This is a genomic window from Pleionea mediterranea, assembly GCF_003148745.1.
Taxonomy (GTDB): Bacteria; Pseudomonadota; Gammaproteobacteria; order Enterobacterales; family Kangiellaceae; genus Pleionea; species Pleionea mediterranea.
The window spans coordinates 12,456-31,143 of sequence record NZ_QGGU01000016.1 but is presented as its reverse complement, the minus strand read 5'-3'; the positions used below and the strand labels follow the sequence as shown (position 1 = coordinate 31,143).

At 42.9% G+C, this 18,688-nt stretch carries 16 protein-coding genes; 6 read left to right on the top strand and 10 right to left on the bottom strand.

Annotation, left to right across the window (positions count from 1 at the left end; translation table 11 throughout):
• Nucleotides 1–82: 82 nt before the first annotated feature.
• Entirely contained in the window at nucleotides 83–1,789 is a 1,707-nt protein-coding gene (locus C8D97_RS17190) for a thiamine pyrophosphate-dependent enzyme (RefSeq protein WP_109765046.1), read from the bottom strand.
• Nucleotides 1,790–2,076: 287 nt separating this feature from the next.
• On the opposite strand from C8D97_RS17190, the gene C8D97_RS17185 reads away from it, so the two are divergent.
• Together C8D97_RS17185 and C8D97_RS17180 are read left to right on the top strand one after the other, a co-directional pair.
• Complete coding sequence (locus tag C8D97_RS17185) at nucleotides 2,077–2,547, top strand: Dps family protein (protein WP_109765045.1); 471 nt, start codon at nucleotides 2,077–2,079, stop codon at nucleotides 2,545–2,547.
• A gap of 124 nt (nucleotides 2,548–2,671) precedes the next feature.
• Complete coding sequence (locus C8D97_RS17180; protein ID WP_109765044.1) at nucleotides 2,672–2,929, top strand: DUF3081 family protein; 258 nt, start codon at nucleotides 2,672–2,674, stop codon at nucleotides 2,927–2,929.
• 7 nt (nucleotides 2,930–2,936) lie between these two features.
• Here the strand turns inward: C8D97_RS17180 and modC are convergent, their stop codons facing one another.
• Genes modC through C8D97_RS17160 form a run of 4 tightly spaced genes read right to left on the bottom strand, consistent with a single transcriptional unit; the run spans nucleotide 2,937 to nucleotide 7,997 of the window.
• The gene (modC, locus tag C8D97_RS17175) at nucleotides 2,937–4,136 is read right to left on the bottom strand and encodes a molybdenum ABC transporter ATP-binding protein (RefSeq protein WP_109765043.1); all 1,200 of its coding nucleotides are present in this window, start codon (nucleotides 4,134–4,136) and stop codon (nucleotides 2,937–2,939) included.
• A 1-nt stretch (nucleotide 4,137) separates the two neighbouring features.
• A complete protein-coding gene (gene modB / locus C8D97_RS17170) occupies nucleotides 4,138–4,830 on the bottom strand; it encodes a molybdate ABC transporter permease subunit (RefSeq protein ID WP_109765042.1) in 693 nt (230 codons plus the stop codon).
• An 8-nt stretch (nucleotides 4,831–4,838) separates the two neighbouring features.
• Nucleotides 4,839–5,639, bottom strand: coding sequence for a molybdate ABC transporter substrate-binding protein (gene modA, locus C8D97_RS17165; protein ID WP_109765041.1), 801 nt, complete (start codon nucleotides 5,637–5,639; stop codon nucleotides 4,839–4,841).
• A gap of 21 nt (nucleotides 5,640–5,660) precedes the next feature.
• Nucleotides 5,661–7,997 (bottom strand): putative bifunctional diguanylate cyclase/phosphodiesterase, encoded by a 2,337-nt coding sequence (locus C8D97_RS17160; RefSeq protein WP_146196174.1) that lies wholly within the window; start codon nucleotides 7,995–7,997, stop codon nucleotides 5,661–5,663.
• Between the two features lie 408 nt (nucleotides 7,998–8,405).
• On the opposite strand from C8D97_RS17160, the gene C8D97_RS17155 reads away from it, so the two are divergent.
• Nucleotides 8,406–8,930: a hypothetical protein gene (locus C8D97_RS17155; protein WP_109765039.1), complete on the top strand. Its 525-nt coding sequence runs from the start codon at nucleotides 8,406–8,408 to the stop codon at nucleotides 8,928–8,930.
• 106 nt (nucleotides 8,931–9,036) lie between these two features.
• Here the strand turns inward: C8D97_RS17155 and C8D97_RS17150 are convergent, their stop codons facing one another.
• The gene (locus C8D97_RS17150) at nucleotides 9,037–10,287 is read right to left on the bottom strand and encodes an ammonium transporter (RefSeq protein ID WP_109765038.1); all 1,251 of its coding nucleotides are present in this window, start codon (nucleotides 10,285–10,287) and stop codon (nucleotides 9,037–9,039) included.
• Nucleotides 10,288–10,436: 149 nt separating this feature from the next.
• The gene (locus C8D97_RS17145) at nucleotides 10,437–10,775 is read right to left on the bottom strand and encodes a P-II family nitrogen regulator (protein ID WP_109765037.1); all 339 of its coding nucleotides are present in this window, start codon (nucleotides 10,773–10,775) and stop codon (nucleotides 10,437–10,439) included.
• A 264-nt stretch (nucleotides 10,776–11,039) separates the two neighbouring features.
• Here C8D97_RS17145 and C8D97_RS17140 point away from each other — a divergent pair, with 264 nt between their 5' ends.
• Nucleotides 11,040–11,939: a sugar nucleotide-binding protein gene (locus C8D97_RS17140; protein ID WP_109765036.1), complete on the top strand. Its 900-nt coding sequence runs from the start codon at nucleotides 11,040–11,042 to the stop codon at nucleotides 11,937–11,939.
• A gap of 70 nt (nucleotides 11,940–12,009) precedes the next feature.
• Here C8D97_RS17140 and C8D97_RS17135 read toward each other — a convergent pair whose 3' ends face one another.
• Entirely contained in the window at nucleotides 12,010–12,432 is a 423-nt protein-coding gene (locus C8D97_RS17135; RefSeq protein WP_109765035.1) for an SMI1/KNR4 family protein, read from the bottom strand.
• Nucleotides 12,433–12,468: 36 nt separating this feature from the next.
• Entirely contained in the window at nucleotides 12,469–14,997 is a 2,529-nt protein-coding gene (locus tag C8D97_RS17130) for a GNAT family N-acetyltransferase (RefSeq protein ID WP_109765034.1), read from the bottom strand.
• 104 nt (nucleotides 14,998–15,101) lie between these two features.
• Here C8D97_RS17130 and C8D97_RS17125 point away from each other — a divergent pair, with 104 nt between their 5' ends.
• A complete protein-coding gene (locus C8D97_RS17125; protein WP_109765033.1) occupies nucleotides 15,102–15,560 on the top strand; it encodes a GNAT family N-acetyltransferase in 459 nt (152 codons plus the stop codon).
• 58 nt (nucleotides 15,561–15,618) lie between these two features.
• On the opposite strand, the gene C8D97_RS17120 is transcribed toward C8D97_RS17125, so the two are convergent.
• On the bottom strand, nucleotides 15,619–16,305 hold the full coding sequence (locus tag C8D97_RS17120) for a 2OG-Fe(II) oxygenase (RefSeq protein ID WP_109765032.1): 687 nt from the start codon (nucleotides 16,303–16,305) through the stop codon (nucleotides 15,619–15,621).
• A 471-nt stretch (nucleotides 16,306–16,776) separates the two neighbouring features.
• On the opposite strand from C8D97_RS17120, the gene C8D97_RS17110 reads away from it, so the two are divergent.
• The gene (locus tag C8D97_RS17110; protein ID WP_109765030.1) at nucleotides 16,777–18,585 is read left to right on the top strand and encodes a cation:proton antiporter; all 1,809 of its coding nucleotides are present in this window, start codon (nucleotides 16,777–16,779) and stop codon (nucleotides 18,583–18,585) included.
• Nucleotides 18,586–18,688: the final 103 nt, after the last annotated feature.

Genomic DNA, 18,688 nt, shown 5'->3' with positions numbered 1-18,688 from the left:
AAAACAAAAAGCCCCGCATTTATTGCGGGGCTTTTTTGTTTTGGAATATAATAAAAGATTAAAGCCATTCTGAGTTAACTGACTACCCGAATGCATCTTTAATTTTTGACAATCCAAAATTCATCGCTTCTTTTAGTTTAATTTTTGGCGGGATCACCCACTCATCAGGATTCACTTTGACATCGATGACCGTCGGTTTATCAATCTCTGGTACGGAATCTAACGCTTCGATCAATTGCTGATAGCTGTTTACTTCAATGCCTATGGCACCACAGGCTTCTGACATCATTTTAAAATCTGGATTGGTAACATCGATCCCACTTGACGCATAACCATCGGCGTTTTGCTCTAGCTCTATAAAGCCTAACTTTTGGTTATTAAATATCACCATCACCAATGGCAACTGATACCTTACAGCCGTCAATAAGTCAGGCATTAGCATTGAGAATCCTCCATCACCGGCTAAAGCAACTACTGGAGAGTCCGGATAACGAAGTTTTGCACCTATTGCACCGGGTAATGCATACGCCATTGAGCCCAAACTGGAAGACAAAGAAAATCGCTGCTGCTGTTTAATAGGTAAATCCCTTGCTGCCCAAACCGTAACCGTTCCTGTATCACAGATAAAAATACTGTCATCAGGACAGCGCTTAGCAATCTCGTGCATCACTAATTGTGGTTTAAGTGGATGATTATTATTTTGCTTATTGTCTTTCGACGCTTCAGTCTGAACATCATTTGGTGTTTCCTGATCCAACTGTTTATTTATCTGCTTTTCTTTTTCGGCTAACAAAGATTCTAAAAATGTACTGTTTTTCTTTTCATTGAGTTGCTCGTGTAATTGCTTAATTACCAATCCACAGTCGCCCTGAATACCCAGTGATACAGAATGACGACGACCCAGTTTACTGGCGTCAGTGTCAACCTGAATAATTTTATCGCTGTCCGGATAAAAATCTGCGTAAGGAAAGTCACTCCCTAACATTAGTAACAACTCACAGTTCTCCATCGCCGATACACCGGGCTTTGTTCCCAATAATCCGGTACCACCAACACAGTTAGGAACGGTTTCATCAATAAAGTCTTTAGCCGGTAATGTCCTGACAATCGGTGCTTTAAGTTTTGTTGACAGCTCAATTAATTCACTAGCCACATGTCGGCACCCCATGCCGGCTAATATTGTAATCTTGTTACAGTTATTAATGCGTTCAATGGTTTGCTCCATGGCCTCTTCATCGGGCTTTATGCGTTTACTTATAGCAATTTCGGATATTGCTTCAGAGTCATAATTCACGTTCTGTTTTGCAATATCTGAGCTGATCGTAATATGGGCAACACCGGATTTTGAGCGCGCGGCCCGGCACGCATCATTAATTGCCCTGACGGCTTGTTCAGCCGTTGAGACTCTTACACTGTAAACCGCAACATCTTTCAATAAGGATTCCAGATTCACTTCCTGATGATATTGACTGCCCACCAAATGACTCTCTACCTGACCAGTAATCGCAACAACAGGCGCATTGTCCATCGCTGCATCATATAAACCATTTAACAGGTGCAAAGCACCCGGCCCACTGGTGCCGACACAAGCTGATAATCGACCACTCAATTTCGCCTGCGCCGATGCGGCAAATGCTCCTGACTCTTCATGCTTGACCTGAATAAAAGATACATCTGAACGGTGATTGACAGCATCCATAATTGAGTTGATGGCATCTCCGGGAATACCAAACAACTGCTCCACTCCATGATGGTTTAATACATCCACAAGCACATCTGCTACTCGCATAAACACCTCTTTAGATTGTTAGCATAAATAAAGATTTATTCTGATAGCTGCTGTCTTTTTTCTATTTATAGCAGTTATTAAATACTTGAAAAAATACTCTAGCTTGTTGAATGCATAGCTTGTGCCAGTCAAGTAAATTTAGACAACAATGATTAAACACTCTGCTTTGTGGTTTACAAATATGATTATCGAAGAAAGCGATTGTAATGATTTTTACGCTTAAATATCTTGAGCTAAAATATTGATTGCGTTTAAATGAATCCGTAACCAATAACTAGGAGAAAGTAATGAGTAGTATTGATATAGGTATCAGCAAAGATGACCGTCAATCCGTTGCCGAAGCGTTAAAACATGTTTTGGCGGACTCTTACACCTTATATTTACAAACCCATAACTTCCACTGGAATGTTACCGGGCCATTGTTTCGAGAGTTGCACTTAATGTTTGAAGAACATTATACAGAGCTTGCCGAGGCGGTAGATGAAATTGCCGAACGGATCAGAACACTTGGAATAGCCGCTCCAGGAACTTACAAAGCATTTTCTGAGCTTAGTGCCATAAAAGAAGTGGATGGTGTGCCAGAAGCCAACGATATGGTGAAAATTCTAACCCAAAGCCATGAACAGGTCGTAAAAACCTGTCGTAAAGCGTTAAAGATCGCACAGGATGCTGAAGATGAATCATCCGCTGCATTGGTTTCCGATCGTATGAGAATCCACGAAAAAACGGCCTGGATGTTACGGGCCAGCGAAAAATAGCCAGTAGTAAAGTAGCTGTTATTAAAACAATGGGTTCACAAACACAGCCGGTAACTGAAAGTCTTCAGTTACCGGCTTAATCTATTCGATATACAAACTTGTCATCACTAACGCAGGAAAAATTATGGAAAACGAACTCAATATTCATCAGGCTTTAAAAGTTTTTCATAAAATTGTGAAAGCAGGTGAAAAACATGGCGATGGCCACACATTACTCGGCGTCACTGCCCTGTCTGACTTTGATGGCTACACCATTATTTTGCAGGATAACAATGTTTCCCTGACCATTCACTTTCACAATAAGTATCAAATTGAGTCAACCAATAAACTTGCTGAAAATGACTTTTTTGACAAACTAAAAAAAATAGAGCAATTAAAATAGACGATATTCAGGCAATCACCGCCACCGACTTAATTTGCAACCAAACGCTTGAGCCAACAGACAAAGCCAACTCCTCTAGTGACTTTTTGGTAATGCTGGCAATCACAAATTGATCGGGCGACTCATTGCAACATACTTTCACATGCATAATGGCCTGATCATGCTTATCATTTAATATTTCAACAATACTTCCCGGCAACTGATTTAAAATACTGCTTAATTTTGGTTTATCTTTTGAAATACTCACATCCTTGGCCAGTATCCGGATACGCACTGTTTTATCGACTGTAAAATTATTATTTTTTAGCCATAGACTATTATTTAGCTCAGGTTTTTTTGTAATAGATTTATTTAAAACAATTCCACTTGACGCACTTTCATTAGTAACTGTTGGAGTTTCAGTTGAACTGACAATTGCCGCTTCAACAAGATGCCAGTCATCGTGAACCGCTGTTACTTTGCCTTCCATCACAACACCCGCATCACTCATAAGTTGCTCGGAAACGGCCAGTTGACTGGTGACCTGATGAATTGGTCCTTCCGCTAACTTATTGCCATTTTCCAGCAGCAAAATATGATCGGACAGTCGAGCAATTTCATCCATATTGTGGGAAACGTAAAGCATTGGAATATTGAGTTCGCCTTTCAATCTTTCAAGATAGGGCAAGATGTCTTCTTTATGGGTTCGTCCCAGAGATGCCAAAGGTTCATCCAGCAACAATATTTTCGGCGCAATGAGTAAGGCACGAGCAATTGCCACGCGCTGTTTTTCACCGCCGGATAATTGCTCAGGCTTGTTGTTTAAAAGCTTGTTCAGAGAAAGCAGTTCTACGACCTGATCAAAACTTATAATGGATTTCTCTGTTGCTCGTTTTTCGGCAAAGCGTAAATTACCCTCGGCCGTTAAATGAAGAAACAGTCCTGCGTCCTGAAATACATAACCGATAGAGCGCTGATGTGCAGGTAATGATTTTCCGTATCCTTTTTGTTGCCAACAACTTTCACCGAAAAATAGCTGCCCCTTAAATGCTTCCAGTCCAGCAATGCTTCGAAGTAACGTCGTTTTTCCAGCACCTGAGTGCCCAAATATTCCGGTCACACCATTGAGTGGAAAGTTGATGGACACATCGAGCATAAAGTTATTTTTTTTAACCCGAATATCGCCTTGGATCTGATAATTATTGTTATTGAATTCAGACTGTTTCATTCTAGTTTTTCACCCCAAAAATACGAGGCACTAAGGCATTTCGCGAATACAACAACAATAAAATAATAAACGATAAAATTAACATCCCAGCCGATAACCAATGCGCCTGAGTGTACTGAAGCGCTTCGACATGATCATAAATTTGTACAGACATTACACGGGTAACGCCTGGAATACTGCCGCCTATCATTAAAATCACACCAAACTCACCAAGGGTATGGGCAAAAGCCAATATTGATGCAGTAAGAAAACTCGGTTTGGCCATAGGTAACGCTACGTAAAAAAATTGCTGCCAGGCATTGCATCGTAATGTGGCGGCAACTTCTAATGGTCGCTCGCCTATTGCTTCAAATCCATTTTGTAATGGTTGCACAACAAATGGCATGGAATAAATAACAGAAGCGATAACTATGCCTGTAAACGTAAAGGGTAAGGTACCTAAGCCCAAAAAAGTAGTTAATTGACCAATGGGTCCCTCTGGTCCCATGGCCAGGAGCAAATAAAACCCTAATACCGTTGGCGGCAATACCAGAGGCATAGCGATTAATGCGCTTACCGGACCTTTTAAAAAAGAACGTGTTTTTGATAACCACCAGGCGATAGGCGTTCCGATTAACAATAAAATCAACGTCACCAAAAGCGCCAACTTTAAGGTTAAAAAAATAGCCATTAAATCGTGTTCAGATAACCCCATTTACCACCTTAGAAAGACTCATAGCCGTACTGCAGTAATCGTTGTTGTATCTTATCAGATACCATAAAGTCTAAAAATTTTTGGGCAGCATTTTCATTCTTGCCTTTAACAACAACCACCTCCTGAATTATTGGCGAGTGCAAGTGCTCAGGAACCAACCAGCCACATTGCTGCGTCTTTTGCGAATCATTTTTTTCCGTTAAAGTTGAAGATGAAGTTGAAGGTGATAAATACTCGATCACTTGTGACAGTGCTACCAACCCCAAATCACTGTTTGCACTGTAAACAAACTGATATGTCTGGGCAATATTTTCACCGTAAACCAATTTACTTTTTAAATTGCTGTATAACGTTAATGATTTGAGAGATTCTACCGACGCCCGGCCATAAGGCGCCAATATTGGATTAGCTATCGCCAGGTGATTAAAATCATTGTTAACTAGTCGACGATAGCTTGATGGCTCTGCTGTCGCTTTAGATTGACTCATGCATTGCGCTGACCAAAGCACTAAACGGCCTTTTGCGTATTGTTGCCGACTTGCAGTATCGGCCAAACCATACTCGATTAACTTGCTAACTTTTTCCTGATCGGCTGAAAAAAACAAATCATAAGGCGCGCCTTGTTTTATTTGTGCCATCAGTTTAGCGGACGATCCAGAAACAATAGTAATCGACTGGTTAGTGGATACTTGATAAATATTGCTCAGGTCGCGCATCGGCTTTACAAAATTTGACGCCACCGCCACGGTTAGCTCATCGGAGAAAGCAAAATTAGATAGGATGGCTAATAATAAAAAGTATCGTAACATTAAAATTATCGGTTAAACTTTTTAGGCGGTTTGAGAAGAGTGGGATTGCTCAATCAATAACTGGAAGTCATCCCAAGACAAAGGTTTCGATAAAAAATAGCCTTGGAGCATTTCACATCCACGATATTTCAAATATTCTATTTGCTCTTCACTCTCAACCCCTTCAGCCACAACTTTCAACTGGTATAAATCAGCAAGTGCTAATACGATATCGACCATTCGCTTTTTCTCAGATGCGCCTTCATCCAATCCTTGAATAAATGAGCGATCGATTTTCAATTTATCCACCGGGAACTCGATTAACTGAGTGAAGGCAGTGTAGCCAGTACCAAAGTCATCCAGAGATAGAGAAACACCGAGTGATTTTAAATGATTCAGCTGACGAATGCTGTTATCAAGGTTATCCACAAAGCTGGTTTCGGTAATTTCAAGTTCAATACGCGACGGATCAGCCTGGTGTTTAAGTAACATACTTTTCACCATTTGCGGAAATTCTCGATTATGCAGTTCTACAGCCGAAATATTAATCGCAAAAAAGCCATCAAACTGATATTTGTCGGTTAAATAAGTAATGCGACTTAAGGATTCATTTAACACCCAGGCATCAATATCCTTAATTAATCCAGTTGTTTCTGCCACGGGAATAAATTCTTCGGGCCCTATACCTTTCGATGCCAAAGAAGGTGCTCGAATCAATACCTCAACGCCTACTGGCTTTAAGTTTTGCGAGTCAAAAATGGGCATGTACACCAGATTAAAATGACCGTGATGAATTGCTTTTATCAATACGCGCTCAATATATTGTTTGCGTTGTATGCCACCGGCAATATCGCGGTTAAAAAATTGCAGTCGATTTTTTCCCTTTAACTTTGCCTGATACATGGCAGCATCAGCGTGTTGCAATAATGTTTGAACATCATTGCCATCGTCGGGGATCATCACAATTCCTATACTGGCTTGCACATTATGATTAACACCATCCAGCTGAAACCCGCTGTCAAACATCTGTAAAATTCGATCGGCTACTTTTTCTGCGGCAATAGGACCTTCTATATCGGTCAACAACAATGAAAATTCATCGCCTGCTAACCGCGCGATCTCACCTTTACCCAGGTTAGCCGCAACATCCGATGGACGTATGGACTTTTGCAGACGCTCGCTGAATAACTTTAATAAACGATCTCCGGTTGAATGCCCATAATGATCATTTACTTTTTTAAAGTTATCCAGATCAATGTATAACAGAGCCATCAAACTCCCCCGCCGGATGGCCCGGTTGAGTTGTTTTTGAAACTGACTGTGAAAACTTCTTCGGTTTGACAAGCCAGTTAGTGAATCGAACGCTGCCAGTCGATTCATTTTATTTAACATTTCAATGTAGGTATTTATTAATACGTTAATTTCACTGTTGCCCTTTTTCTTGGCTAATTTAACATCGTCGCCAAACCGGGTAGATTTAATGGTACCCAATAGCTGATGTATCGGTTTTCCGACATTAAAATAAAGTAAAGTAACCAGTAAACCGTATGAAATGATTAAAATAAAAAATACAAAAAAGCCAATCTGACTCAAGCTGTATGGCAACATGGTTTGCACATAGGTTAAAGGCAATGTCATTGTCAAAGAAAAGTCTTGAGTGTTCATGGTGATGTTAATGGCTGAATCGGAAGTAACGTCAATCTGACCGGCTTGTGACGCAATAGAAGATTGATGAGGCTCAAAGTTAATGACCATACTTTGGCCGTACTTCTGTTTCATCTGCAAGATAAAATCATCCATCACCGACTGCCTTCGAACAATGAGAGCCAGCTTGTTAAATTTTCGTTCACTGACAATGGTATCGGCCTGAACCAGAAAGATACTGTAAAACAACACCTGTTTATCCAACGTCACAAAATAAGACGATTGCAACGAACTGTTAACGGCATCAGCAGAAAGTTGGTTCGCTTGCTCAATGACTGACGACTCTATAGGTACCCGGGGTATGTTACTGAATTGATTGGTTAGCTCAGAAGAATGCTCCAGCTCCCCCTGCAAATTGAACAGCTGAATGGTATCAATAAGGCCGCCCTGACTGTTCAAGTCATAAGCAATTTGTTGAAGCGCCTGATTACGCTGCGTTGGTTTAAGAGCAAATACGCCATGCAGGTTAACGGCTATACGCCTTGAGTCGTAAAGCATATAGCGTCGTTCATAACCCAGTTTTTGATCAAAGTGATTTAAGTCGGAGATTAACTGCTGTTCAAGTTGTTCTTGATTAAATGAAACCATTCCCTGATAGGTAAGCGCAATGAAGCCCAGTGCAAATAACAGAACAACTGGCAATAATATTAAGTTTATTTTTGTAATTAACTTCATTATAAGTCCATTTTGCGATGACTCTTTATTTATAAGAGCAAAGCTAAACGTCGCGATTAAATAAATGTTATCCAGGCGCAATCATTACTGCAACGCAACGCTATTGCTACCCTTCCCATCAAATCCTGCCCCAATACCGTTAGTTTCTACGAAACACTTTGATAAGAAAAAAGGTCTATCTTCAACTATAGGCGAAAACGCCGTTAATTTCAGTGCTTATTTTACTAAAAGAGCTCACCTGATGACCTATATACATTACCCCATAAATATGTGCCTCTAAAAAGCTTTGAATTATCCTATGCAGCATATCCCCCTTCACTTTCAGTCTGAACCCAAGGTATATTATACCTATATCCGTATATCCTTTATTCAACTATTCCTGTAAGCAACCATAAATAAGGTCTGTCTATGTTCAAATATATCGCCCTTTTTCTTGTACTGTCGCTGCACTTAACGGTATCGGCCGGTGACAAACTCATTCCCGAACTGGAAAAATTTCGTCCCTTTATCGGCAAAACCTATCGCGGTGAGTTTGACAGCTCGACACCTGACAAGCGTGTGATTGATGTATCTCGCTGGGAGCGCCATTTAAATGGGCAGGCAATACGTATTGAACACTCAATTAACAATGGAGAATATGGCGGCGAAACCATTATTTTTTATGACAAAGCAAAGCGGAAATTACGTTACTTCTACTTTACAACCGCCGGGTTTTATACCGAAGCGGACGTAACTTTTAACGGTAAGACCATGATAAGTCGAGAAAAAGTAACCGGGAACGACAATGGCGTCACCGAGGTAAAATCAAAAGCCTGGATACAGCAGGATGGCTCCATTAAGACTCAGGCTCACTACCTGAAAAATGGTGAATGGGTTAAAGGACACGGCGCTGTGTATCAAGTAGCGCCGGATGCGGAAGTTATTTTTCAATAATCGTTAATTCATGACAGCTTAAGCCCGGCAGTTTAACCACCGGGCTTACTTACATCACTGATACTGAGTTAAAGAAAATCAAGCCCCTCTAAACCTTCCGACTTCACTAGTTGCCATTGGTCGAGCTGATCCTTGCAAACTCAGGATAGGCTTCCAGCCCACAATCCACTTTATCCAGTCCTACGTATTCTTCTTCATCACTCACCCGGATCCCCATCAGTTTTTTCAACAGATACCACACCGCAAATGAGCTGGCGAACACCCAGCTGAATATAACCACAAGCCCAAGAAGCTGGGTAATAAACGACACACTTTCACCATGATTGGTTAGCGGTACCACCAATACACCAAATATTCCGGCAGCGCCGTGCACTGAAATAGCCCCAACAGGATCATCCAGTTGTAATTTATCCAGCATTGTTACCGATAGTGATGCGATAACCCCGCCAGCAGCCCCAATAATGGTTGCCACTAATGGCGTTGGGGTTAATGGCTCTGCCGTAATGGCTACCAATCCAGCTAAGGCGCCATTTAAAATAAGCGTTAGGTCGGCCTTTTTATAGACAATACGAGTATAAAGAAACACCGCAATCACGCCGCCTGCAGCAGAGGCATTGGTATTAACAAAAATTCGCGACACAGCATTGGCGTTTTCCACATCGGAAATCAACAACTGTGAACCGCCGTTAAATCCAAACCAGCCAAGCCACAAAATAAAGGTGCCCAATGTTGCCATGGGTAAATTAGCCCCCGGAATACCCTTTGCGCTGCCCTTAGCGTCGTATTTACCCTTACGAGCACCCAGTAATATAATTCCGGCAAGCGCGGCGGCGGCACCCGCCATATGCACAATGGCCGAACCTGCAAAATCTTGAAATCCCAGTTCATGCAAAAATCCGCCACCCCATTTCCAATAACCTTCGACCGGATAAATAAATCCGGTAAGTAACACACAAAAAATAAGAAAAGCATTCAGCTTCATTCGCTCGGCCACTGCACCAGACACAATCGACATGGCCGTTGCCACAAACACAACCTGAAAGAAAAAATCCGAATAGAGTGCATGATCAGCATTACCCGCATTAACAGCATCGACGCTGTGTTCACTGCCCAATAAGGCACCAAAATTTGGCAACCAGCCACCGGCAGCACTTGAATACATTATCGAGTAGCCAAACAGTAAAAACATGGTGCAGGCAATGGCAAACAGAGCAATATTTTTGGTAAGGATCTCTGTAGTGTTTTTTGAACGTACCAGTCCAGCCTCAAGCATGGCAAATCCTGCCGCCATCCACATTACCAGTGCACCCGATACTAAAAAGTAAAACGTATCCAGTGCGTACTTTACTTCATTCATTGTTCATCCCCTTTATAAAACTACCGATGTTTTGCTGCATCGGTTTAAATTTTGTTTGTTGATGATCTCCATTACCCGACCATCGACAGTTAAGCCATCATTAACATTTAATTCATTATTGACACTAAGCCTGTGCCTATAAGAAATGGTTAAATGGCCTCTTCTCCAATTTCACTGGTGCGAATACGCACAACGTTTTCCAATGCGTAAACGAAGATTTTTCCGTCACCTATTTTTCCGGTTCGTGACTGCTCAATAATGGTTTCTACAATTTCATCCACTTTGTCATCGGGCACTGCGACTTCTACTTTTACCTTGGGTAAAAAGTCGACACTGTACTCTGCTCCCCGGTAGAGTTCGGTATGGCCCCGTTGTCGTCCAAATCCTTTCACTTCGGTTACCGTTAAACCGGATATTCCGGCATCATTAAGTGCGGTGCGTACCGCCTCTAATTTAAACGGCTTAACAATTGCCGCGATTAACTTCATTGGTGTTCCCCTCTGTATTTTAATAGTGCTGTTTTTGTTGGCTTTTAAAATGCAATCAACGAGAGCATTGCAGGGGCTATGCCAAGCGATAAAATGCTCTTTTTAAACGCTGAAGGGATTGGTTTATGCACCAGAAACATGCAAACTGAGAGAAATGGATTCAATGAATGGTTCAAATAAGTGCAACAGCGGCTTTTCGAATTAAGACTAAAAAAGTGCTAAATTATAAATCTTAAGACAAACATTCAGGAACATAGGAAAACAATGGCATCGGTATTAATGGTTGGCTTTGGCAAGCTGGCACAGCAACTGGCAACACAACTTTCTAACGACTTTGAATTAGCAGGGGTTAAACGCACAACTCTAACTCAGGACCATAACCTACCATCATCATTGTCGATGCATTATCTGGATTTAAACGATGCGACAACCTTAACATCACTACCAACTGATTTTGACTTTGCCGTGATCACCTTATCACCGGATGCCATGACCGATGACGCTTACCATCAAACCTATGTAAAAGGCGTACACCATTTGCTTGAGCACTTTAAGTCGGTACACGCAAACACACGTTTTATTTACGTTTCCTCGACACGAGTGTATGGGCAAAATAGTGGCGAATGGGTGGATGAGCAATCCGAAACATTGCCCACATCAATCAAAGGAAAGTGTTTGCTGGAAGCAGAAAACCTGGTGCTTTCTCATTCGCTGAATAATTGCGTAGTACGTTTTTCAGGCATTTATAATCACAAGCGGACGCGCTTTTTTAAACGAGTTCAACAGGGTGTTGAATTACAAAAATTGCCACCTTACTACAGCAATCGAATTCATCAGGATGATTGTGTCGGTATTATTTGTTTCTTACTGCAGAAGATGAAAGCTAATCAACCACTGGATCCCATTTATCTGTGCAGCGATCATAGCCCAACACCACAATTTGAAGTGGCTGAATGGATTGCCAACCGTTTTGACTTTCCATCACCTAAGGCAAGTAGCAATCATTCTTCTAACAGCGATTCATCTAACAACTTTTCAACTGACAGCTTTTTAACTAAAAATCAAGGTAAGCGATGCGACAGCTCGCGGATTCGTCAACTGGGTTACCAATTTAAATTCCCCAGTTTTCAACAAGGCTATGCTGAACTTCCAAACGAAAAATAATAGCGGGGAGGGAGTTCAGCTCTTAATCAAAAAGTATTGACCAAATACGCTGCTTTTAATTTAAACGCCGTTAATAAGTCTGCTCCGGAATATTGCCATTGAGCCAGACGTCATCGACCCAGTTCCAGATGGAGTCCCATTCTTTTTCATGCATCTCGCCATCCACCCAGTAGCTGACATCACCTTCCTGACTGACCAGAAAAAAGTTATCCCGATATTGGCAGATTGGAATAAATTCCCGTGGCACGCCCTGATCCCAGGCTACCGCGGCCACCTCCGGTAAATAGGTATGCAGCTGAGGATCACTCGCCGTCACAGGCTCAATGGAGCCGTAAATAACATCGCTAACATTCAACAATAATTCTTTCAGCTCTTTTGGCAACGAAATTAAAATCTGTTCTTCAATTTCTACCAGCAAATCCAAATCGGGCAATTCAACACTGCCAAAGCGATCTTCATTTTTTTCTCTTAGTTCATCAACCAGTTCGTTCATTGTTATCCTGCTTTGTAATTCGCATTTACGACTGAATTATTGATCATCCAATAATTGCTTTGTCGCCTGTCTTAACCGTTGCGCCATATTTTTTTTACCTGACGCATCAAACCAATGGCACCACTGTTGAGTCGACTGCCCCTGCCAGAGCTTCGCAATCAACTGAGCCATTGATGATAGGAGAATATTTGAGTTCGATTGTTTAAGCCGGTTGATTAATAACGACTCAATCGCTAACGCCGAATCTTCAAACGAACGCTCTCCAGCTATGAAACATTGTAACAAGGCTTTTGTGTTATCGGTTAACTCACTTTTTAAACTGTTTTTTAGCTCGCTGCCCTGCGGACACTCACTGCTGCTTACCTGTGGACACACACCCCTGCTTAATAGCTGCGCCATTAAAACAGGAGAAACATCACAAAAACTCGACGCAGCCAGCAGTCGAGTGGTTTGATAAAATTGTTGATACAAACCTTTCCACGGTGCGTTGTCCGAAATAACGCCGACCGGCTCATGATTGCTTTCATTCATCAAAGGTTTCACCACCATCAAACTGTGGCAGCCGGAAGCAGGATCGCGCGTTAAACCCAGGCGTACAGGTTTAAAAGCTGCCTCAAACCAAAACGGCACTAAATCTTCCGACGCGGCAAAGCTACTGCTCAAATAATGCACCTGCATTTGTTCGGCGGTTTGTTCAACAGAGTGTAATAACGACTTTCCTAAACCACATCGACGATAATTATGCTGAATGGCAATGCGCTGAATGCGCCAGGCTTTTTGTTCGGCAAGCTGAGGTTGATTCATATGAAACGCCAATGACTGAGCCACCAGATGACCACGCAAACGGCGTTTGCCCTGCTGGATCAATTTAATCAACTCTGAAGGGATTTCACCTTCTTGTAATATCAGAGCAACCCCCACTACAGAGTTTTTAATTTTTTGGATAAACAGATATCGATTGGGGTGATCCAGAAACTGACGAAAATCATCGGGGGTGGTTTGATAATGGGAATCCACCAGCAAGCCAAAGGCTGCTTTAATGGTATTTTCATCCATCGTTTCGTAAGGCTTAACCAGCTGACATTGCGATTGCTTAACAAGGGTTGATAAGTTCAGTTTAGGATCCGGTAACGGATCCTGTCGTTCAGTTTGTAATAGCTCAGCTGGCAATGACTCAGTTGACAAGAGATCTATTGGTAATCGCTCACTTTGCTCAACCGAATGCTCCAACAACAATGCATGGTTACTCCAGGCTTCTAATGGATCACCCGAGCCCCAACGTATGGGTTGATGCAAATAAGCCTGTCGCCATTGAGGCCGCAATTGATTCAAAGTTTGTTTAAATCGAATTTCAAACCCTCGCCCTGTTCCTTCGTAACCTTGCACGGTTGTTGACAGCACCACCCGATTAAATGTTTTCACCATTAGCGTCAAAAGCGATGCCGGAATACCGGCTGCTTCGTCCACCAGTAAACCGTCAAACGACTGCGCCAGTTGATTGCCATGGCTCAACAAGTCTTCCGGTAAACAGAATTGCAACGAGTCGGCTAGATTGTTATCGGTGTTTTGTTGATACCATCGCATCAGCTCGGCAATGGCGGCTTTTGTCGGTGCGGTCACCAACAGACGTTTACCCGTTTGATTAACTACACGTGCCGCTGCCATACCCAGTGCCGAACTTTTTCCACGGCCTCTGTCTGCGGTTAATACCAGTGGTCTTCGAGGATGGCCGGTAAATACCCGACAAATTTGCTCAATGGCGGCTCTCTGCTCGGCAAAAGGGTTATCCGAAAGATCTTGTCTGGAAGGCTTTTCGTCTGGTGAACTTGTGTCCAAAGCACTTGTATCAATGTGACTTTGCCCGGTAGGACACGCTTCCGATACTATGCGTTCGATAACAGCAGCTATGTTAGGGTTATCATCGTTAGCGTTATCATCGAAATCTTGTTCACGATACCGCAATTGTTCCGTGTCGGTGTTATAGCGCAGACCATAATTGTGCAGCGTTTGCTGAATTCGTTCGATAAACAATGAGCGCTCTGATGTTGCTTTGCCAAACAAGCGAGTCGATTCATCGCAGGCGGCGCCTGGCCAGTCTGATTCGGGCGGTGCAACAATCACTAAAAATCCGCCGGCTTTCACAGCGCCAACAGCAGCAGCCAGAGCATTAGCCCGCACGCCGTACAAGGCATCAATCACAATCAGCGGCCACTCCTGCCCCAGTAATTGTCGATACTGGGCAGTCTTTAACAGGCGATAACTGCTCTTTTCAGCGTTTATTTCAGCGCTCATGTCCGTATTCGACTCATCCAGTGAACCGTCAGATAAAATTAATGCCGTTTCCATCACCTGAGATGGGCTATCTTTTTGTTGTGCGTTTGAAAAGGCCTGTTGTAACTGAGTAATTAATCGCCAGCTGGCCGACTTTGCCAGTGAACAAACCGGCTCAGACTCATAACAGATAAGTGGTAATCGATGACGAGAAGGCAGAAGCGCTGCAGAGCATGCCATTAAGTCTGCAATAACGGACAACGTTGGATGGTTTTGCTGCATATTTTGTTGCATATTTTGCTGAATAGATCACTTATAACACATTAATGGATTGAACCCTCGACCAACACTGGTAAGCTTACGCCTAAACCCGTCACACAGTGTAACCTGAAACAGCCATGAGCGACCAATTGACAATAAAACCGGTAACCGCCAATGAACTTGATAAACTGGCGGATATGTTCAATGAATACCGACAGTTTTATAAACAGCCTTCGGATGTCTCCGCAGGAAGAGAATTTCTGAAGCAGAGGCTGGAGCAAAATCAGTCGAAAGCCTTTATTGCCGAGCTGGATGATCAGCCGGTAGGCTTTATTCATCTATACCCCGGCTTTTCTTCGGTTCATCTAAAGCCCATCTGGACCATGAATGATCTTTATGTGCGCTCGATTGCCCGTCGCAAAGGCGTTGGTTTTGCATTGTTAGACGCCGCCAAACAGATGGCATTGGACACGGGCGCTATTGTGATCCAGCTTTCCACCTTGCAGCGAAACATTGCTGCGCAACAGGTTTACGAATCGAAAGGCTACCGGCGGGACAAAACCTTTTACCATTATAATTTGCCGTTAAAGCCATAGTCCTTCCATTCTTCTACTACATAAAAGTAGGAAAGACTCAACTGCAATCCGCTTTAAATTAACTGGGTGGATCAACCCGATCACCGATTGAGGTATTCACCCTGAACCATCCGGCAACGGAAAAGCGATCCCGTTTGGCTGGCAAAACTTCGTGCGGAAACTCTTCACTTAAAAAGGCAACCACGGTGGCAAAACCGGGTGTTACTTTAATGCCCTGTTGATCATCGTCATTCAAGTACAACACCATTTCGCCACCCTCATCCAGTTGCCAGTCCGGATTCAGATAGACCACTATCGACAGCACTCGATTTGCTTCACCTTTAAACGCATCGTAATGGCGTTTGTAAAAATCACCGGGCCGATAATGGGCCATATGACTTTCAAACGAAAATAAGCCGAGAAACAAGCGTCGGTTTAAATGCTGCTGTAATCCTGCCGCCCAGTTGAGCCATTGCTGTCCGGCCATAGACTCACCGGTTATCCAGGCGATTTCATCTTTGCGCACAAACTGGTTGATGGTTAAATCGGTTTCCCGGCCTATACCCGCCTGTTCAAATTCGTGCTCGGGAATGCTCTGCAATTGCGTTAATAAATCAAAGGTAAGTTGATGCGGCAATTGTGCCGGTCGAATGCTATACCCCTGACGATACAAATCTTCAGCAATGGCTTCGTATAAATCGGGCGTTTTAATCTCGCCCGTTTGTTGTTCGAGTCGCTGGCCCAACTGTTTAGCGGTTGCACTCATTGTTTACCCTTACAAAAAGATTTGCCCTTACGAAAAGAGGGTGTCAGCTTAAATTCACTGAACATTTAAGAGGCTGCGTTATAACCCTGTTTTTAGACGCTGGCAAGCAATATCGAGGGTCTTTGAAGGATCCATATTTAAAAGCTTTCTACTCGTTGCTCCATTGCCATACAAATCAACGTAAAAAGGATTAAGCAAACAGCCTGCAAGTGTTATTTTGACAACAGCGGCTACACTAAGTACTGAGCCTGATTAATGCTGTGGTTTAAAAAGAATAGTAACCTTGATTCTGATGGTAGCAACGATTATCAGAGTAACTATAATTGTCAGAATAACTGTGATTGTCAAAATAACGATGATTGTAATGATAACTATGACCGCGACTGTCAAAAGCATGCTTTGAACATCTTCAACTCAAAACAGAATAAAACAAATAAACAAATAAACAAATAAACAAACCGGAATTCTACTATGGAACATATGATACTCGTTGGTCTTGCGTCGATTATAGTGGTTGGCATTTTTTGCCAGTGGCTTGCCTGGATCACCAAATTGCCTGCCATTTTGTATCTGTTAATTGCCGGGTTACTAATGGGACCGGTAACCGGCTTTATTGATCCGGAAATATTAGTCGGCGATTCATTGTTCCCTATGGTCTCCCTGGCGGTAGGGGTTATTCTTTTTGAAGGCGCACTGAGTTTAAAATTCAGCGAGTTAAAAGATGCCGGCAAAGTTGTTTGGCGACTGTTGATCCTTGGCACCTTAATCACTGGCGGCGTCGGTGCCTGGGCAAGCCATGTGTTTCTCGACTTTCCTATTAAACTGGCCATGTTGTTTGGCGCCATTATTGTTGTCAGTGGACCAACCGTGGTGATCCCGATTCTGCGAACTGTTCGTCCGGTTGAACCCGTTGCCAATATTTTACGTTGGGAAGGCATTACTATTGATCCCATCGGCGCTTTACTCGCTGTACTGGTGTATAACTTTTTTATTGCCGGAGAAGAAACCACAGGATTATTAAACGTTGCCGAAAGCTTTACCCTGCTGGTGGGCGCCGGATTATTGATTGGATTTGTTGGCGGCCAACTGTTGAGCACGGTGCTTAAAAGGCGTTGGCTGCCCGATTATTTATACAACGTTGCCACACTGGCGGTGGTCATAGGATTCTTTGCACTGGCCGAGTTTATTCAAAAAGAGTCGGGCTTACTTGCGGTCACCATTATGGGTCTCACCATGGCCAATAAAAAAGGACTGGATCTGGAATCCATCATCGATTTTAAAGAAAGCTTAAGCCTGTTACTGATTGCCATTTTATTTATTGTGCTGGCGTCTCGTGTTGATTTGGGCGCTTACAGCAATATGGGTATGAGTGCCTGGTGGGTGTTATTGGCTGTGATGTTATTGCCACGAGCGGTTGCCGTATGGCTCAGCGGTATTGGCACCAAATTAAACTGGCGCGAAAAAGCCATCATCAGTTGGATAGCTCCAAGAGGCATAGTTGCTGCAGCGGTATCGGCACTGTTTGCGATTCGTCTGGGAGAATTAGGCTGGGAACAAGTAGAGTTGTTGGTGCCGTTAACCTTTCTTATCATAATGGGGACGGTAATTTTTCAGAGTCTCACCGCCAAACCTTTGGCCAAATTTCTGAAAGTGGCGCACCCGGAACCGATTGGTGTATTAATAGTAGGCGCCAATCCTGTGGCTCGAGCCATCGGCAAAGCGCTGCAAGAACTTGGCTTTGAAGTCACCCTTAGCTCCACCAGCTGGCGCGATACACGGGAAGCGCGCATGAAAGGCTTGCAAACCTATTTTGGTAACGTAATTTCGGAACACGCTGATCGCTATCTAGATCTGGTGGGCAAAGGTCGTCTGCTCGCCCTCACCGCTCGCGGCAATTACAATTCCTTATCTTGCCAGCGATTTAAATACGAATTTGGTATTGATAGTGTTTATGAACTGCCTGACGATCCGAACAAAAGCGATGTGGATAAACACATAGTAGCGAAAAAACATCGGGGGCTGATTTTATTTGATAAAGACACCACCTTTAACAAGCTTTCCGAGTTAATAAAAAATGATGCTGAAATTAAAACCACCAATATTAGCGAAGAATTCAGTTATAACGACTACCTGAATCATCATAAAGGTCGGGTGATCCCACTATTTGCCATTAGCCTGCGCGATCACCTTCATATATTCAGTCCACAACTGGACTACGAAGTAAAACCCGGCAGTAAAGTTATCAGCCTGATGCAAAAACAATCCTCAAGCGAAGATTAAACTTTGCAAGGTATTCATTTAGCAAACTCACATTAACGTCACATAATTGAGCGTTATATCAATGGTCATTTTGCTTGCTTGTGTTTAACACTGGTTTATGAAT

What these genes read in the sequence shown, in the direction of transcription:
- C8D97_RS17190 (WP_109765046.1), bottom strand. Translation starts at nt 1,789, where the DNA reads ATGCGAGTAGCAGATGTGCTTGTGGATGTATTAAACCATCATGGAGTG.
- C8D97_RS17185 (WP_109765045.1), top strand. Translation starts at nt 2,077, where the DNA reads ATGAGTAGTATTGATATAGGTATCAGCAAAGATGACCGTCAATCCGTT.
- C8D97_RS17180 (WP_109765044.1), top strand. Translation starts at nt 2,672, where the DNA reads ATGGAAAACGAACTCAATATTCATCAGGCTTTAAAAGTTTTTCATAAA.
- modC (WP_109765043.1), bottom strand. Translation starts at nt 4,136, where the DNA reads ATGAAACAGTCTGAATTCAATAACAATAATTATCAGATCCAAGGCGAT.
- modB (WP_109765042.1), bottom strand. Translation starts at nt 4,830, where the DNA reads ATGGGGTTATCTGAACACGATTTAATGGCTATTTTTTTAACCTTAAAG.
- modA (WP_109765041.1), bottom strand. Translation starts at nt 5,639, where the DNA reads ATGTTACGATACTTTTTATTATTAGCCATCCTATCTAATTTTGCTTTC.
- C8D97_RS17160 (WP_146196174.1), bottom strand. Translation starts at nt 7,997, where the DNA reads ATGAAGTTAATTACAAAAATAAACTTAATATTATTGCCAGTTGTTCTG.
- C8D97_RS17155 (WP_109765039.1), top strand. Translation starts at nt 8,406, where the DNA reads ATGTTCAAATATATCGCCCTTTTTCTTGTACTGTCGCTGCACTTAACG.
- C8D97_RS17150 (WP_109765038.1), bottom strand. Translation starts at nt 10,287, where the DNA reads ATGAATGAAGTAAAGTACGCACTGGATACGTTTTACTTTTTAGTATCG.
- C8D97_RS17145 (WP_109765037.1), bottom strand. Translation starts at nt 10,775, where the DNA reads ATGAAGTTAATCGCGGCAATTGTTAAGCCGTTTAAATTAGAGGCGGTA.
- C8D97_RS17140 (WP_109765036.1), top strand. Translation starts at nt 11,040, where the DNA reads ATGGCATCGGTATTAATGGTTGGCTTTGGCAAGCTGGCACAGCAACTG.
- C8D97_RS17135 (WP_109765035.1), bottom strand. Translation starts at nt 12,432, where the DNA reads ATGAACGAACTGGTTGATGAACTAAGAGAAAAAAATGAAGATCGCTTT.
- C8D97_RS17130 (WP_109765034.1), bottom strand. Translation starts at nt 14,997, where the DNA reads ATGCAACAAAATATGCAGCAAAACCATCCAACGTTGTCCGTTATTGCA.
- C8D97_RS17125 (WP_109765033.1), top strand. Translation starts at nt 15,102, where the DNA reads ATGAGCGACCAATTGACAATAAAACCGGTAACCGCCAATGAACTTGAT.
- C8D97_RS17120 (WP_109765032.1), bottom strand. Translation starts at nt 16,305, where the DNA reads ATGAGTGCAACCGCTAAACAGTTGGGCCAGCGACTCGAACAACAAACG.
- C8D97_RS17110 (WP_109765030.1), top strand. Translation starts at nt 16,777, where the DNA reads ATGGAACATATGATACTCGTTGGTCTTGCGTCGATTATAGTGGTTGGC.